Annotated in this window: 14 protein-coding genes, 1 tRNA gene, 1 other RNA gene and 1 other annotated feature; of the genes, 3 read left to right on the top strand and 13 right to left on the bottom strand. The window is 43.7% G+C overall.

Translation table 11 applies throughout. The features are described from left to right. Window positions 1-13 precede the first annotated feature (13 nt). The gene (gene dnaX, locus MKY34_RS03715) at window positions 14-1,777 is read right to left on the bottom strand and encodes a DNA polymerase III subunit gamma/tau (protein ID WP_342513904.1); all 1,764 of its coding nucleotides are present in this window, start codon (window positions 1,775-1,777) and stop codon (window positions 14-16) included. Between the two features lie 170 nt (window positions 1,778-1,947). Continuing rightward, window positions 1,948-2,214: signal recognition particle sRNA large type (ffs, locus tag MKY34_RS03710), an RNA gene on the bottom strand. A gap of 213 nt (window positions 2,215-2,427) precedes the next feature. Between ffs and MKY34_RS03705 the strand changes: the two genes are divergently transcribed. Further along, window positions 2,428-2,520: transfer RNA gene (locus MKY34_RS03705), tRNA-Ser, on the top strand. Between the two features lie 113 nt (window positions 2,521-2,633). Here MKY34_RS03705 and thrB read toward each other — a convergent pair. Genes thrB through MKY34_RS03690 form a run of 3 tightly spaced genes read right to left on the bottom strand, consistent with a single transcriptional unit; the run spans window position 2,634 to window position 5,881 of the window. Continuing rightward, a complete protein-coding gene (gene thrB / locus MKY34_RS03700) occupies window positions 2,634-3,527 on the bottom strand; it encodes a homoserine kinase (RefSeq protein ID WP_342513903.1) in 894 nt (297 codons plus the stop codon). Beyond that, complete coding sequence (thrC, locus tag MKY34_RS03695) at window positions 3,528-4,586, bottom strand: threonine synthase (protein ID WP_342513902.1); 1,059 nt, start codon at window positions 4,584-4,586, stop codon at window positions 3,528-3,530. Beyond that, complete coding sequence (locus MKY34_RS03690) at window positions 4,586-5,881, bottom strand: homoserine dehydrogenase (protein WP_342513901.1); 1,296 nt, start codon at window positions 5,879-5,881, stop codon at window positions 4,586-4,588. The genes thrC and MKY34_RS03690 overlap by 1 nt, the downstream gene beginning before the upstream one ends. 157 nt (window positions 5,882-6,038) lie before the next feature. Here MKY34_RS03690 and MKY34_RS03685 point away from each other — a divergent pair, with 157 nt between their 5' ends. Next, complete coding sequence (locus MKY34_RS03685) at window positions 6,039-7,406, top strand: aspartate kinase (RefSeq protein ID WP_342513900.1); 1,368 nt, start codon at window positions 6,039-6,041, stop codon at window positions 7,404-7,406. 47 nt (window positions 7,407-7,453) lie between these two features. On the opposite strand, the gene MKY34_RS03680 is transcribed toward MKY34_RS03685, so the two are convergent. The 5 genes from MKY34_RS03680 to MKY34_RS03660 all read right to left on the bottom strand — a co-directional run bounded on the left by MKY34_RS03680 (window position 7,454) and on the right by MKY34_RS03660 (window position 11,844). Further along, a complete protein-coding gene (locus MKY34_RS03680; RefSeq protein ID WP_342513899.1) occupies window positions 7,454-8,134 on the bottom strand; it encodes a hypothetical protein in 681 nt (226 codons plus the stop codon). Between the two features lie 130 nt (window positions 8,135-8,264). Next, window positions 8,265-8,774, bottom strand: coding sequence for an acetylglutamate kinase (locus MKY34_RS03675; protein ID WP_342513898.1), 510 nt, complete (start codon window positions 8,772-8,774; stop codon window positions 8,265-8,267). A 289-nt stretch (window positions 8,775-9,063) separates the two neighbouring features. Next, window positions 9,064-10,221, bottom strand: a complete 1,158-nt coding sequence (locus MKY34_RS03670) for an iron-containing alcohol dehydrogenase (RefSeq protein ID WP_342513897.1) — start codon at window positions 10,219-10,221, stop codon at window positions 9,064-9,066. Window positions 10,222-10,569: 348 nt separating this feature from the next. After that, window positions 10,570-11,217: a deoxynucleoside kinase gene (locus MKY34_RS03665; protein ID WP_342513896.1), complete on the bottom strand. Its 648-nt coding sequence runs from the start codon at window positions 11,215-11,217 to the stop codon at window positions 10,570-10,572. Then, a complete protein-coding gene (locus MKY34_RS03660; RefSeq protein WP_342513895.1) occupies window positions 11,218-11,844 on the bottom strand; it encodes a deoxynucleoside kinase in 627 nt (208 codons plus the stop codon). A gap of 127 nt (window positions 11,845-11,971) precedes the next feature. On the opposite strand from MKY34_RS03660, the gene tadA reads away from it, so the two are divergent. After that, window positions 11,972-12,475, top strand: a complete 504-nt coding sequence (gene tadA, locus MKY34_RS03655; RefSeq protein ID WP_342513894.1) for a tRNA adenosine(34) deaminase TadA — start codon at window positions 11,972-11,974, stop codon at window positions 12,473-12,475. Window positions 12,476-12,590: 115 nt separating this feature from the next. Here tadA and serS read toward each other — a convergent pair whose 3' ends face one another. The 3 genes from serS to pdxS form a co-directional block, all read right to left on the bottom strand. Beyond that, complete coding sequence (gene serS, locus MKY34_RS03650; protein WP_342513893.1) at window positions 12,591-13,868, bottom strand: serine--tRNA ligase; 1,278 nt, start codon at window positions 13,866-13,868, stop codon at window positions 12,591-12,593. Window positions 13,869-13,937: 69 nt separating this feature from the next. After that, window positions 13,938-14,156, bottom strand: a binding site (T-box leader). Between the two features lie 66 nt (window positions 14,157-14,222). Continuing rightward, window positions 14,223-14,798: an NUDIX domain-containing protein gene (locus MKY34_RS03645; RefSeq protein ID WP_342513892.1), complete on the bottom strand. Its 576-nt coding sequence runs from the start codon at window positions 14,796-14,798 to the stop codon at window positions 14,223-14,225. A 66-nt stretch (window positions 14,799-14,864) separates the two neighbouring features. Then, window positions 14,865-15,710: a pyridoxal 5'-phosphate synthase lyase subunit PdxS gene (pdxS, locus tag MKY34_RS03640; protein ID WP_342513891.1), complete on the bottom strand. Its 846-nt coding sequence runs from the start codon at window positions 15,708-15,710 to the stop codon at window positions 14,865-14,867. Between the last annotated feature and the right edge of the window lie 35 nt (window positions 15,711-15,745).

Below are 15,745 nucleotides of genomic sequence, written 5' to 3'. Positions count from 1 at the left end.
TCAATAGTATTTATTAATCGTCGTAGACTTCTATGAACTCCTTGCCGAAGATCTTTTCTGCCTCCGTTACGAGTGGATCTGCATTTTCCTGTTCTGCTTCTTTGACAAAGGAGAGCATTCCTTCAGCTGCCGCCTCTTCGTTAGACGAATTTGCGTTTGGCTCAGACTGTTTGGCAAGACCACTATTCCGGATGAAATCCTCTCTTACCTTCAACCAACCCTCTTCTGGAACGTAGACAACTTCATACGCTTTCCCAGTACGTGAGCGTAGGGCATCCGATAAACCAGATCGCAATGACGGATTTTCAGAAGCCATACGGCAATGAATTTCATACTTGAATTTTAACACAAATGCAGAGTCTGATGCCGCAACCGGCTCTGTTTCTTCAAGAAGTGCGGAGTGCGACTTTTGTAGCGTCTGCATCATACCTGCCCACTCTTCTCGAATCGTCTGAATGTCTTGTTTCGTAGCCGACTTTAATACTTCATTAATTTTTCCAGTCGGAATTTTCATCGACTGAGACGATTTTGAAACATTCTTCCTCGGTTGACCCGCACCTTCTGCACCTGGTTGTACATTTACACCATTGGCAAGCTGTTGTTGTAAATTTTGAATGGTTCGTTCAAGTTCTGATACTTTCTGCGCAAGCCCCGTATCTACTGACTGCGGACTACCCGCTTGTACAGGCGCTGCGTCCAGGTGAATCATTTTCAATAACGCAGACTCGATATACACTTTTGCATGATTAGAGAAACGCATTTCTTGCTGTGTCTTTGCCAGTATATCAATGAAGGTATACAAAAGCTCCACGTCAAATCGTTGCGCCATCTCCACAAAGCGCTCATCCGACGATATCAGTTCAAGCAAGTTTTTCAAGCTTGGTGCCGTTCGAAGTAGGAGCAGATCTCGGAAAAAGGTGATCAAATCTTCCGCCAATCTAGAAACATCTTTTCCTTCAGCTATCAATCGATCTAATAGCGACAAAGCCACGCCAGCATCTTTCTCGAGCAGCGCTTCCGCCAGCTGATGGAAAATATCTTCACCGATTGAACCCGTAACGAGCAACGCATCCTCAATCGTCAATCTCTCTCCACTAAACGACACAACCTGATCCAGCATACTCAATGCATCACGCATTCCACCAGAAGCAGCTTGTGCAATCACTTTCAATGCACCCTCGTCAGAATCGATACCTGTATCTACAAGCACCGTTTTCATCCGATCTGTAATTTCTGCTGGTGTAATCGGTTTAAAATCGAAACGTTGACATCGTGAAATAATCGTCAACGGTAATTTATGCGGTTCTGTAGTCGCTAATATGAACACAGCATGCGATGGTGGTTCTTCGAGTGTTTTTAACAGAGCATTGAAGGCAGAATTCGATAACATATGCACTTCATCTATAATATATACTTTAAAACGAGCATTTGATGGCGCAAATCGAACCTTTTCAATAATGTCTCGCATTTCTTCAACACGCGAATTAGAAGCCGCGTCAAATTCTATGACATCCGTATTCGAGCCTTCTGTAATACTGATACATGTTGGACACTCATTACACGGCTCTTTGGCCGGACCATTTTCACAATTCAACGCCTTCGCAAAAACTTTTGCGGCACTGGTCTTTCCTGTCCCCCGCGGGCCCGAGAAAAGATAAGCATGCGTCGTCTTATTATGAAGGAGGGCATTCTGAAGTGTCTGTTTCACATGTTGCTGACCGGACATCTCAGCAAACGACTGAGGTCGGTATACACGATAAAAAGCCTGATAGACCAACAGTTTTCCCCCTTTCCGATGCAATACAGTAATATCCCTAGTATAGCATAAAGCGTTTCCATTAACCTGCTTCAACACAACAAAAGCTTCAGCGCCTGTTCAGGCGCTGAAGGCTAGACGACAAAAAAACCCGCCCGCAAAAACGGACGAGTTGGAATGTAAATGTAAAGCCGTGCACCCTCCTTCGACAGCCGCACATAAGCGTTACTCTTGTCGCCAGCTCGGTCTAGGCGACCCTGCGGCACATGAAAAAGTCCACTTAATGCTGCTTCCTTCCGGACCTGACATGGTTCATGGGTTCCCATTGCGCAGGACCCAAACGTCAACACTACGTGCAAAAGGCAGACCCTACAATACGGACAGCCTCGAGAGGGAATTCAATCTTGCTAGAGCGGATTGCAAGTTACAGGGCACCGCTACCTCCCCATCTAGCACGGCATTTATTAGTATACGCACTTTTCTACAGAAAATCAAATGTTTATCCATCGGATTATTCTTTCTGCAATATATGTCCCCCTTCTATAGGAATAAACCTTGTATTTCTTCCACATAAAGCACGACATCGGCATCTCGAATTATCCGAATTTTTTTACATAACATAAACTGTTGACACTTCATTGCATACATGATAAATTATATCTTGTTGATACGGAGGTATACCCAAGTTCGGCTGAAGGGAACGGTCTTGAAAACCGTCAGGCGGGTTAAACCGCGCGGGGGTTCGAATCCCTCTACCTCCTCCATTTTTAACTTAAGCGCATAGTTATGCAATTCGAATTCGTTACAGGTTAACGGATTTTTATTTTGCCTAAAATTCAAAAGGACAGCAATATTTGCTGTCCTTTTTTTGTTGCTTTTATTTAATTGTCGCGCCCGCAGTAGATGGTTTAAGGGCTAAACATTGATAATACGAAAACTCGTCTGCCAACTTCTTAGCCATTTCCTCTTCTTTATCCGCTCCAACAGCTACGAACAAGGACGGACCTGCACCACTGATCGTCATACCATACGCCCCGTGCTCACGGCAAAATGCACGGATTCGATCGAAATCAGGAAATAGTCGTTGGCGGTATGGTTCGTGGAATACATCCTTCTCCATCATGCGTCCAGCCGTCTCCCAATCTCCAAGAGCAATGGCCGCCGTCATGACGCTACTTGCTGCGCTACCTGCGACAGCTTGTGCATGCGCCAACTGTTCAGGCAGCAGCCCTCGCGATTCTTCTGTAAGAAGTGCTTCTGGTGGAACAAGAATCACTGCGCCCATTTTCGGTTCTGGCAGATGAATCGTATCCATTTCATCACCTACAAAATAAGAAATAGTGACACCGCCTAGAAGTGCCGCGGATACATTATCCGCATGCCCTTCCAGCTCACTACCGATGTAGACCTTTTCTTTCGATGAAAGCCCTAGCGTTAAAAGATGATCTGCAATTTCAATCCCCGCGGCAATCGCCGTGGCACTACTGCCAAGCCCTTTACCAAGCGGGATGTCCGATTGGACGCGTAGCACTTGGGGAGGAGCTACTCGCGCATAGCGTTCCGCAACATGTTGAATTGTTTTCACAATTAAATTGTCTTCCCCACTCGCTAAATCTCGGTACTCTTCACCTTCATATTGAACAAGCCACTGTGCTGCCGGCTTCACATCGATCGTCGTATATAAAGCAAAGGCAAGCCCAATGCTGTCAAAGCCGGGACCAAGATTTGCCGTTGTAGCGGGAACCGTGACTAGAAAACCAGTCTCTCCCATTTAGTTTGCTCCTTCTTTCAACCCGTGCAACAATGCATCGAACTGTTCACGTGATAGTAGTGGCTTTTCTTCATTCACCATAATCGCCGTTTCAGGGTCTTTTAACCCGTTGCCTGTCAGTACGCCAACAATCGTTACGCCTTTTTCTAACAAACCTGCGTCTAGGCGCTTTTTAATGCCCGCAATTGTTGCACAAGATCCTGGTTCCGCAAAGACACCTTCTTGTGACGTGATTAGGCTATATGCTTCCAAAATTTCTTCATCTGTTACCGACAAAATGGCTCCATCCGATTCTGCCAATGCATCTTTCGCCAATTGCCAGCTCGCTGGATTTCCAATACGAATCGCCGTTGCAACCGTTTCAGGGTTGTCAAATACGCGATCATAAACAATTGGTGCTGCACCGTCCGCTTGTACACCAAGCAACTTCGGCAAGGCTGTTCCTTTACGGTCTGCGTACTCTTTGAAACCTTTCCATGCAGCAGAAATATTCCCTGCGTTGCCTACAGGTAATGCAAAGACATCTGGTACTTTGCCTAGTTGCTCAATCGCTTCAAATGCAATCGTCTTCTGACCCTCCAAACGGTATGGGTTCACCGAGTTAACAACCGCTACTTTTCCTTCTCCTGCTTCACGAACCATGTTCAACGCTTCGTCAAAGTTGCCAGCGATTTCTACGATTTCTGCACCGTACATTTTTGCTTGCGCCAATTTCCCAAGCGCGATTTTCCCTTCAGGAATAACCACAATTGTACGCATACCTGCACGTGCACCATATGCCGCCGCAGATGCAGATGTGTTACCTGTCGATGCACAAATGAGGACTTCTTTCCCTTCCTCTTTCGCTTTCGCTACCGCCATCACCATGCCACGGTCTTTAAAAGACCCTGTCGGATTCGTCCCTTCTGTTTTCACATACAGGTTGATGCCCCACGCTTTAGATAAGTTTTCTAGGTAAATGAGTGGTGTGTTTCCTTCTTGTAACGTCAAAGCCGGCGTGTTGTCAGTAACCGGCAACCATTCTTTATATTCTTCAATCAAACCATTCCATCTTCTCATCATTCTTCCCCCTCAACCCGATAATGACTTAGTACGCCAATTACCGCTGGTGTCTCATTCAATTCATTGACAATATTTAAATGTTGCTCGCGTGAAATACTATGCGTGATGAAAATCAATTCCGCATCTGTTTTTTGTTTATCTGCATGTTGGATGACTGTTGCCAAACTTGCCCCATGATGACTATAAATTGATGTCAAGTTCGTAAGGACGCCCACTTCGTCTTTAACATGAATACGATGGAAGTAACGTGCATACTTGCCACTATCATTTTTCACTTTACGCTCATATTGTGGTGCATGTGGTCGTTTACCATTCACACCTAACAGGAGATTACGACATGCGGCAATAATGTCACCTGTAACAGATGTTGCTGTTGGAAGGGAGCCTGCACCCGGTCCGTAGAACATCGTCTCGCCCACTGCATCTCCATATACATAGACAGCGTTAAATTCATTATTCACTGATGCAAGTGGATGTGAGTTCGGGAATAGTACGGGCTCAACCGCCACTTCAATGCCGTCCGCATCCTTTTTAGCTGATCCTGCCAACTTTACTGTGTACCCGAACTGTTCAGCAAGTTCTAAGTCACCATCGCGAATGTCTTTCATTCCTCGAACGAAGACATCTTCCAACAACACTTCTGTCGAGAATGCGAGTGAAGCCAAAATCACCATTTTACGCGCAGCATCAATGCCGTCGACGTCTGCGGATGGGTCTGCTTCAGCGAAGCCAAGTTCTGTTGCTTCCGCCAAAGCATCTTCATAGCTCATCTTTTCGTGTTTCATCTTCGTTAAGATGAAGTTCGTTGTACCATTGACGATCCCTGTCAATGCGCTAATACGGTCAGATGCTAGACCATCTTCCAGCGTGCGAATCAATGGAATCCCACCACCAACGCTTGCTTCATAGAATAGATCACATTTATTTTCATCGGCTAGCTTCAATAGTTCAGGCCCATATTCCGCCATCACATCTTTATTCGCCGTGACAACTCCTTTTCCTGCCCGCAATGAGCTTTCAATCGCTTCTTTCGCTTCACTCGTTCCACCAATTACTTCTACAATCAGATCAATAGATGGATCTTCAAGCACTTCATCTAAATCGACTGTAAAAATTTCAGATGCTAATGGAGTATCTCGCTTTTTATTTACATCTTTTACAAGAACTTTTTTAATGGATACAGGAACACCGAGCTTATGCTGCAAGTCTTCTTGGTGGTTCTCCAAAATCTTTGCCACACCACTTCCAACAACTCCAAATCCTAGTAGTCCAATATTAATTTCGTTTTTCATTTGACGATTCCCCCAAACTGTATGTACACTATAAAAAAACATTCGTTCTTCGCATAAGGACATTATAGTGAAATATTCGGTTAATAACAAGCCTGTTTTATGATAAAATTCAAAATAACACATAATTGTCACTACTGACAGATAGGATTTGATGAAAATGAAAGTATGTAAATTTGGTGGTACATCCGTCGCATCAGCTGAGCAAATCAAAAAAGTAGCCGCAATCGTTACATCTGACCCTAGCCGTAAAATCGTTGTTGTCTCTGCACCTGGTAAACGATTCAGTGAAGATGACAAAGTAACAGACTTGCTCATCCGTCTTGCGGAACAAGCACTAGCTGGACAAGATACAGCAAAAGCACTTGAGGAGGTTGTTGATCGTTATCGACAGATCGCCCAGGGACTTGGACTTTCGGAAGACATTGTCCACGTCATTGAAAGTGATTTACATCAACGTTTAGCGGGCGATCAGAATGATGCACTTCTTTATATGGATAATTTAAAAGCATCTGGTGAGGATAATAACGCAAAAATCATTGCTGCCTATTTCACACATATTGGTATGGAAGCAAAATACGTCTGTCCGAAAGACGCAGGTCTTCTTGTCAATAAACGTCCAGAACGTGTACGAGCACTTCCAGCAGGGGATGAGCGCCTCGTGACATTACGTGATGAACCCGGCATTATCGTTTTCCCAGGCTTCTTTGGCTATACAGAAGACGGAACACTCCGTACATTCAATCGCGGTGGATCAGATATTACAGGTTCTCTACTCGCTGCAGCGACAGAAGCCGAACTCTATGAAAACTTTACAGACGTCGACTCGGTTTTCGCAGCGAATCCAACAGTGGTTGACAATCCTGTCGCAATCGATAAAATGACGTATCGTGAAATGCGCGAGCTTGCTTACGCAGGATTTTCGGTCTTCCATGACGAGGCATTGATGCCTGCATTCCGCCGCTCGGTTCCTGTCTGTATTAAAAATACGAATAACCCAGAAGCACCAGGCACGTTGATTGTGAAAGAACGTAATAATTCTACACAGCCTGTTATCGGCATTGCAGCAGACGATGGATTCTCTACACTGTTCGTCGATAAGTATTTAATGAACCAAGAAATCGGATTTGGACGCCGCCTCCTACAAATTTTAGAGGAAGAAGAAATTCCGTTTGAACATACGCCATCTGGTATCGATAACCTATCCGTCATTTTGCGCAGTAAATTTATCACCGCTGAAAAAGAAGCACGCATTATCCAACGCGCAAAAGACGAATTGAAAGCCGATGATGTCCATATTCAACATGATTTCTCCATGATTGTGCTCGTTGGCGAAGGGATGCGCCATTCTATCGGCCTTGCTTCCCGTGCTGCTTCCGCTATCGCACGCACAAGCGCTAGTATCCAAATGATTAACCAAGGATCATCAGAAGTCAGCCTCGTCTTCGGTGTTCATAAAAAGGACGAAACGAAAATATTAAAAGAGTTATACGTAGAATTTTTTAAAGAATCTGTCGTCCTCTCCTAAATAACAAAAGTGGCACACTGTCCCATTAGACAATGTGCCACTTTTTATTAACATATTGGCGTAAACATATATGGAAATTGCCTAACGATAGCACTTGAAATCATATCTGCCATCATCAGTGCTTCGGCCTCAATTTTGTCGAACACATCTATATCTTCTTTAAAGTTTTTTTGAATCATACAAACCGCTTCATATTTTGTTAAAGCCAAATGTATATAAAACATGTTCCTGACTTCTTCTGTTCCTAAATACGGGTTGATACTACTTAAAAACACAGCAATATCATCTGCATTTCGATACCACTGTTTCTCTTTTTCTGCCGCCTTTTTCGTATCTCCTTCTACAGCTGCTGTGACTAATTCCGCCGCTAATACTAGATGCTCCTTCATGAGCTCGGCATATCGATCTGCTATTTGGTCGCCATAAAAAGGGCGTAGGCAATTTCCCATATCCGTAGCATTTCTTAACAGTCTTTCTTGTACAAACTGTAAGTCTGGTAACCCGAAAACGATACTAATGATTGTCATCCTCGTCCAGTTAACATGCTCCATCCAGAGAAGTCGATTCATGCCTTTAAAATCAACTTCAGCCTGACTGATACAACATCTTCCGTAAGTATCCTGCCCCTTATTCAGCATATATCTAACTGGTGCTGTTTCCCCTCCGTGAGAGAAATAATTTAGTGGCCTGACAGGATACAAGGATATTCCACTCCCATTTCGATACACGTTCCTTCACTCTCCTCTATTGATTTACTAGCATACATTCCGGGGTGTTTGTTTTCTTAGTACGCTTTACTAGAAAAACAGAGAAGATTGTTATGAGGTATTGTTTATCGGAATTGTGATTTCTATTGCTTTAAATGAACATATACGGAAATTGCTTGATAACCGCTTCTGCTAATTCGTCTGCCATGTCCATGGCCTCCATCTCCATGTCATCGAAAATGAGTATACTTGCCTCAAAGTCCTTGTTAAACATGCACATCATTCCTTGTTTGATAAACAATAAATGCTCATCGAACATTTCTCGAAATTCTTCTACCGGAATACAGGGGTTTATACGGCTCAGAAACATTGCAATTTTAGCCCCATTATGAAACCATTTCTTTTCAATTTCCGTCGCCTTTTCTACATTCCCTTCAGATGTGGCCTTTATAAGATCCCCCGCTAATGTGATATGTTCTGCTAAAAGCTGACTGTACATCTGTGCCGCTTTCTGTCCATAGTAGGGTTCTAATACATACCCCATATCTGTTGTATTTTGAAGGAGACGCGCCACAACAACACTGGCATCCGGTGACTTGAACACCAAGCTACTAACAGCTGCCCGTGTCCATGCAACATGCTCTCCCCACAAACGCCGCATTATACTTTTCCACTCGGCATTCGCTTTACTTACACAATTGACCAACTCTATCAAACACGGTTGCATTGGATAACAATATAAATACATTCTTCCCCAATAAGGATTCACTTCACCTTCACTCCCAAAACGTCCATAAGTCTACACATCATAACTTATTCAAATTAGTATAGTTATGTAGCGGCACAAAAGTAGTTAATGACGAAAAAAAACGACTTCGCGGCACAAAAAGTGCTTTGAAGTCGGTCTTTGTATGTTTACTTAGAACGGTGCTCAGGTGTCTATTATTGAATCACATAGCGTTTTTAATAATTTCCATAACCTCTTGTAATTTAGGTTTACGTGGATTCGTTGCTGCTGTAGCATCTTTCATCGCATTTGTAGCTAAAGTTTCGATATCTTCTTCTTTAGCTCCTAGCTCTGCGAAACCACTTGGAATGCCTAGATCTTTAGCCATTTGTTCGATTTTCGCAATACCTTTTTCAGCTGCTTCGCGAGTGCTTAATCCATCTACATTTTCACCTAAAGCCGCTGCGATGTCTGCAAAGCGCTCTTCTCTTGCGATCAAGTTGAATTTACATACATGTGGAAGTAGAATTGCATTACATACTCCGTGTGGATAGTTATAGAATCCACCGAATTGGTGAGCAATCGCATGCACATAACCTAGTGAAGCATTGTTAAATGCCATACCCGCTAGTGATTGTGCAAATACCATTTGTTCACGAGCTTCAATATCTTGTCCGTTTGCTACTGCTTTTGGCAGATATTTTGGAATGATTTTGATTGCTTGGATAGCAAGTGCATCTGTAATTGGTGTTGCTGCTGTTGAAACATATGCTTCAATCGCGTGAGTCAACGCATCTAAACCAGTTGCTGCTGTCAATGCAGGTGGCATACCAATCATTAATTCTGGATCATTGATCGATAGTGCTGGCGTGACATGTTTGTCAACAATCGCCATTTTTACTTTGCGCGCTGAGTCTGTAATAATCGTAAATTTAGTAACTTCACTGCCTGTTCCAGCTGTTGTGTTGATTGCAATTAGAGGAACCATCGGCTTCTCAGATACATCTACACCTTCATAATCGTGGATTTTTCCGCCGTTAGCAGCGACAATTCCAATCCCTTTACCAGCGTCGTGAGAGCTTCCGCCGCCAAGCGTAACGATACTATCACAGTTTTCAGCTTTATAAGCTTCAAGTCCTTCTTCAACGTTTTTGTCCGTAGGATTCGGCTCCGCTTTTGGGAAAATCGAAACTTCTACGCCTGCTTGGCGAATAATGCTTGCAATGTTTTCCGAAATCCCCAAACCGTGCAAACCAGCATCTGTCACTAATAATGTTTTCTTAGCACCAAGGCCTGCAAGGCGAGTTCCCACTTCATTAACCGATCCTGCTCCGAATAAGTTTACGGATGGCATATAGAACGCACTTTGTTTGTTTGTCATACAAAACACTCCATTCATTTTTTTAGAAAAACTTTAACTTCCGGAAATTATTATACAACCCACATATCTCGTACTCAAAGTATATGCTTTTTCATTTATTCCCCCACTTCATCATTATTGAATACTCACCGTATACTTCGCCGAAACTAAACTTCTTATGTATGTTTACATAAGAAAAAATTACTTTTTGATTCCAAGACATAGAGGTTATGTTAACTAATGATGAATAATAACTGGACTGGCTAGTTCCAAGTCGAAAAGACGTACAGAACGAGAACATTCTGTACGCCTCTTATCAACAATTTGAGCAATCTCAGTCATTGCACTTTATGCTTGCAGTATCGCCGTTTACTGGATTATACATCCAACCCGTTCCACAATCGTTTCAATTTCTTGCGGATTTTTCAACAAGTCATACTCGTTAATATTCAGTCGAAGCACAGGACAAGCATCGAACGACTGAATCCACTTCTCATAGCGTTCATGCGTCTCTTCCCAATATGAAATGGGCGTCTGCTGTTCCATTTGGCGACCACGTTCTTGAATACGCGCAACGATATCATCCAGCGAACCATCCAAGTAAATCAGTAAATGTGGATGTGGAAAGTATGGCGTCATGACCATCGCTTCAAACAAATTTGTATACGTCTCATAATCGACTGGATCCATCGTTCCTTTTTCCTGATGCATCTTCGCAAAAATCCCCGTATCCTCATAAATCGAACGGTCTTGGATAAACCCGCCACCATTTTCAAAGATGCGCTTCTGCTCCTTAAAACGTTCGGCTAAAAAATAAATTTGTAAATGGAAACTCCACTTTTTAAAGTCATCGTAAAAACGATCCAGGTACGGATTCTGATCCACATTTTCAAAGGATGTCCGAAAATCTAATGCATCTGCAAGCGCCTGTGTCATCGTTGACTTTCCAACACCGACTGTCCCTGCAATTGTAATGACCGCATTAGCCGGAATGCCATATTTCTCACGTAAATTCATTCAAAGTGCCCCTTTTCGCAACGTCGCATCGATTGTATCTATTATAAATTTCATGTCATCGGCATTGTTCACAAAGTCCAGCTCATCCCCATTAAACCGCAGCACGGTAATCTCGGGATGTGCCGTCTCAAAATATGCGATGAAAGTATCGTAGTCATCCGCAAGCTGCTGCAAATAAGCGGGGTCCATGTTTTTTTCAAATGTGCGCCCACGTACAGCAATGCGCTTCATAAGCGTATCGAGGCTCGCATGCAAATACACGATGACATTCGGTACAGGCATATCCTTCGTTAAAATCTGATAAATCGCTTCGTATTTTGCATACTCAATCGAACTCAATGTCCGTTTTGCAAAAATTAGGTTCTTAAAAATATGATAGTCTGCAACAACTGATTTTTGCGCAACGATTGCTTGTATATCACTCAGTTGCTTATACCGATTACAGAGAAAAAACATTTCGGTCTGGAAGCTCCATTCCTCGATGTTATCGTAAAATTTATTTAAAAATGGATTTTCATCCACAATTTCTTTTAGCTGATGAAATTGCAGCTTGTCTGCGATGACATTGGATAGTGATGTTTTTCCAACGCCAATCGGACCTTCAACTGCAATAAATGGAATAGACATCCGAAATCCTCCTTCATGTTGCACATAACTAATGCTCTTTATTTTATCATACAAGAAAATTGAAAAATAGCGTGTACACAGCATCATTCCAGCCTAAATGGTACACTATTTGCAAGGAGCGATGATCATGGATCTATTTGAAAAAGACCAATACTATATGCGGTTAGCAATAGATGAAGCGATGAAGGCGCAAACGCTTGGCGAGGTACCGATTGGTGCAATTATTGTCCGTAACGACCAAGTCATTGCACGTGCGCATAATTTACGTGAAACAACACAAAATGCCGTCACACACGCGGAGCTATCTGCGATTCAAGATGCTTGCCAGGAAATCGGTAGCTGGCGGCTCGAAGATACAACTTTATACGTCACACTTGAACCATGCCCGATGTGTGCAGGTGCCATTTTACAATCTAGAATTCCACGCGTCATCTACGCCGCCCGCGATCCAAAAGGCGGTTGTGTCGACACATTGTATCGTCTATTGAATGATCCGCGCTTCAATCATGAATGCGATGTTGTGGAAGGCGTATTAGCCGATGAATGTGGAGAGATGCTGACAGCATTTTTTAGAGCGATTCGTGAACGCAAAAAACAAGCAAAAAAAGAGGCTGCGCAACAAGTCGAATGACTTTCGCGCATGCCACGGGCCTACAGGATATAGGTCATGCAGTCGTTGAGGCCGGCACGATGCCGGTCATGCGGTCAGTGCGACAGGATGTCGCGGGCTTAGACTGCGTTCCTTATTACTTCGTAATAACTTCTTTTCCACCCATATATGGACGCAACACTTCTGGAACAACAACTGAGCCGTCTTCCTGCTGGTAATTTTCAAGGATTGCCGCCACTGTACGACCAACCGCAAGACCACTACCATTCAATGTATGCACATACTCAGGCTTCGCGCCCGCTTCACGACGGAAACGGATATGCGCACGACGCGCTTGAAAGTCCTCAAAGTTTGAACAAGATGAAATTTCACGGTAAACTTCCTGCGTTGGAATCCACACTTCAAGGTCATACTTTTTAGCAGCCGTAAAGCCAAGATCTGCCGTACACATTTTCAACTTACGGTATGGAAGGTTCAGTAATTGCAATACTTTCTCCGCATGCCCTGTCAATTTCTCTAACTCGTCATAAGAATCTTCTGGTTTAACAAATCGAACAAGCTCTACTTTGTTAAACTGATGCTGACGGATCAACCCACGTGTATCACGCCCCGCAGATCCTGCCTCTGAACGGAAGTTCGTGCTGTACGCAGCAAATGCAGCTGGAAGTTGCGTAGCATCTAAGATTTCATCACGGTAGAAGTTTGTCACCGGAACTTCAGATGTTGGGATCATGAAATAATCTTCTTTCTCAAGCAAAAATGCATCTTCCTCAAATTTCGGAAGCTGACCTGTACCCGTCAAGCTCGCACGGTTTACCATATACGGAGGCAACATTTCTTCGTAGCCATGCTCATCCTGATGCAAATCCATCATAAAGTTAATCAATGCACGCTCCAAACGAGCACCTAGTCCACGGTAAAACACAAAACGGCTTCCCGTTACTTTCGCAGCACGCTCAAAATCAAGCAAGTTTAAATCTGTCCCAAGTTCCCAATGAGGCTTCGGTTCAAAGTCAAATGTAGGAATCTCTCCCCAAGTACCGACTTCCACGTTGTCGTCCTCGCTATCGCCAACAGGAACACTGTCGTGCGGGATATTCGGAATACGCATCATAATGTACTGAAGCTGTTCTTCCACTTGGTTAAGCTCTTCATCAATTTTTTTGATGTCTTCTCCAACTGTACGCATACGTGCAATGACTTCATCAGCATTCTCTTTATTGCGCTTCATTTCCGCAACTTTTTGAGACACTTCGTTACGTTCCGCTTTCAACATTTCTACTTTCGCAATCAATTCTCTGCGTTTCTCATCGAGATCACCGAATTTATCTAACTCTGAAATGTCTTCCCCGCGTTTCGCAAGTTTTTCTTTTACTTCATCAAAATTGGCACGAACTTTTTTAATATCTAACATAGCTAATTCCTCCTTAAATTTTAGAAGTCAGGGACAAATCGGCATTAAAAAAAGCCCTCAAATCCCCCATAAAGGGACGAGAACTACCCGCGTTGCCACCCAAATTGACCGGACATGTCTCGTCCAATCCACTCCATTGAAATAACGGCTCAAGCACCGGCACAGGCTTACTTAAAAGTTCAACCCGGCTACTCAGGGACGGATTCGTAAGTGTTTTTACCGACTCACACCACCCGCCGGCTCTCTTCAAAAAACATGCTCACTACTACTTCCCATCATCGTCTCGTGTTTGCAATTACAAATACTGTACTACATGCACAGCATTTTAGCAAGTCATGTATCCGCTTTCACCTTTCAATATCCAAGCATTCCTGCAACCTGTTCAAAATACGCACGTTCATGCGGGACAAAATCAGCCAACGTAATGACCGTAGCCGTTCTATCGGCAATATTCGCACACGGTACAGCCGTAATTTCCCGCAAAAAAAGTGCCGCCAATGCTTGACGTTCTACAATATGAATACTTGCCACTTCCTCTTGTTGCAGTGAAAATGCACTCGGTGCAAAAGATGATTCGTATAAAAAGACGTTCGCAAATTCCCGATCAAGGAAACCCGGTAATTCAATCGTATCTTGCACAACACCCTTCGAGGATAACTGTGACAACGCCACCGCTAAACCAAGCTCCTCCTCTATTTCCCGAATACCATCGGCAACTGTTTCCGTCGCAAGAATATGCCCCGCAGCCGTAATGTCAAATAAATTCGGGAAATCTTTCTTCGTGGTACTTCTTTTTTGAATATAGACAAATTGCTCATCTACTAACCAACAATGGAAGGTTTCATGCCATAGACCCTCTCGATGAACTATAGCCCGGCTTTCATCTTTCAAATATGTATAACTGTCATCAAAGACTTTTAATCGTTCCATTTCGCTCACCTCATTTCTAGTATACAAAAAAGCGAAGGATTATTCCCTCGCTTTCAACTCAATTCATTACCAACCACGTTCCTGCATACGCTCGCCCGCCGCTAAGCCCGCAATTTCCAACCCTTTCATCGGTGCACCTAGATCTTTAGACAATGCACCAATGAGTTTATAATCTTTGAAGTTTTGTGTTGCGAGCACAATCGCACGTGCAAACTGCTCAGGGTTTTCTGATTTGAAGATGCCTGATCCGACGAACACACCATCCGCACCAAGTTCCATCATCAATGCAGCATCTGCTGGTGTTGCGACGCCGCCCGCTGCGTAATTCGTTACAGGTAGACGACCATGCTTCTTAATCGCTAACAAAATCTCATACGGCGCACCAAGGTCACGTGCTTCCGTCATAATTTCATCTTCATTCATATGAACAATTCTGTTGACCTGTGCATTTACTTTGCGCAGGTGGCGTACCGCCTCAACGATATTGCCTGTCCCCGGTTCGCCTTTCGTACGCAGCATTTTTGCCCCTTCCCCAAGGCGACGTGCGGCTTCCCCAAGATCACGTGCTCCACATACAAATGGCACATTGTATTCACTCTTCAGCAAGTGGTATTCCTCATCCGCTGGTGTCAGTACTTCACTTTCATCAATATAATCAACACCCAAAGCTTCCAACACTCGCGCTTCAGAAATATGACCAATCCGCGCCTTCGCCATCACCGGAATCGATACGGCTCCCTGTACTTCCTCGATAATACGTGGGTCAGCCATGCGCGCAACACCGCCTGCCGCTCGAATATCTGAAGGTACACGCTCAAGTGCCATAACTGCAATCGCGCCTGCCGCCTCCGCTATTTTCGCCTGCTCTGCATTAATAACATCCATAATTACGCCGCCATATTGAAAGTTCATTTTTTCTTCCCCCTTTTCTTATTGTTCAGTATAAT

It is taken from the genome of Sporosarcina sp. FSL K6-1522 (assembly GCF_038622445.1).
Lineage (GTDB): Bacteria > Bacillota > Bacilli > Bacillales_A > Planococcaceae > Sporosarcina.
Note: the sequence above shows the minus strand (reverse complement) of the source record. Positions and strands in the feature narration are given on the sequence as shown.

Coding starts and splice junctions, on each gene's coding strand:
- MKY34_RS03670 (WP_342513897.1), bottom strand. CDS start 10,221: ATGACAAACAAACAAAGTGCGTTCTATATGCCATCCGTAAACTTATTC.
- serS (WP_342513893.1), bottom strand. CDS start 13,868: ATGTTAGATATTAAAAAAGTTCGTGCCAATTTTGATGAAGTAAAAGAA.
- MKY34_RS03665 (WP_342513896.1), bottom strand. CDS start 11,217: ATGAATTTACGTGAGAAATATGGCATTCCGGCTAATGCGGTCATTACA.
- pdxS (WP_342513891.1), bottom strand. CDS start 15,710: ATGAACTTTCAATATGGCGGCGTAATTATGGATGTTATTAATGCAGAG.
- MKY34_RS03645 (WP_342513892.1), bottom strand. CDS start 14,798: ATGGAACGATTAAAAGTCTTTGATGACAGTTATACATATTTGAAAGAT.
- MKY34_RS03685 (WP_342513900.1), top strand. CDS start 6,039: ATGAAAGTATGTAAATTTGGTGGTACATCCGTCGCATCAGCTGAGCAA.
- tadA (WP_342513894.1), top strand. CDS start 11,972: ATGGATCTATTTGAAAAAGACCAATACTATATGCGGTTAGCAATAGAT.
- MKY34_RS03660 (WP_342513895.1), bottom strand. CDS start 11,844: ATGTCTATTCCATTTATTGCAGTTGAAGGTCCGATTGGCGTTGGAAAA.
- thrB (WP_342513903.1), bottom strand. CDS start 3,527: ATGGGAGAGACTGGTTTTCTAGTCACGGTTCCCGCTACAACGGCAAAT.
- MKY34_RS03675 (WP_342513898.1), bottom strand. CDS start 8,774: ATGCGGCGTTTGTGGGGAGAGCATGTTGCATGGACACGGGCAGCTGTT.
- thrC (WP_342513902.1), bottom strand. CDS start 4,586: ATGAGAAGATGGAATGGTTTGATTGAAGAATATAAAGAATGGTTGCCG.
- MKY34_RS03690 (WP_342513901.1), bottom strand. CDS start 5,881: ATGAAAAACGAAATTAATATTGGACTACTAGGATTTGGAGTTGTTGGA.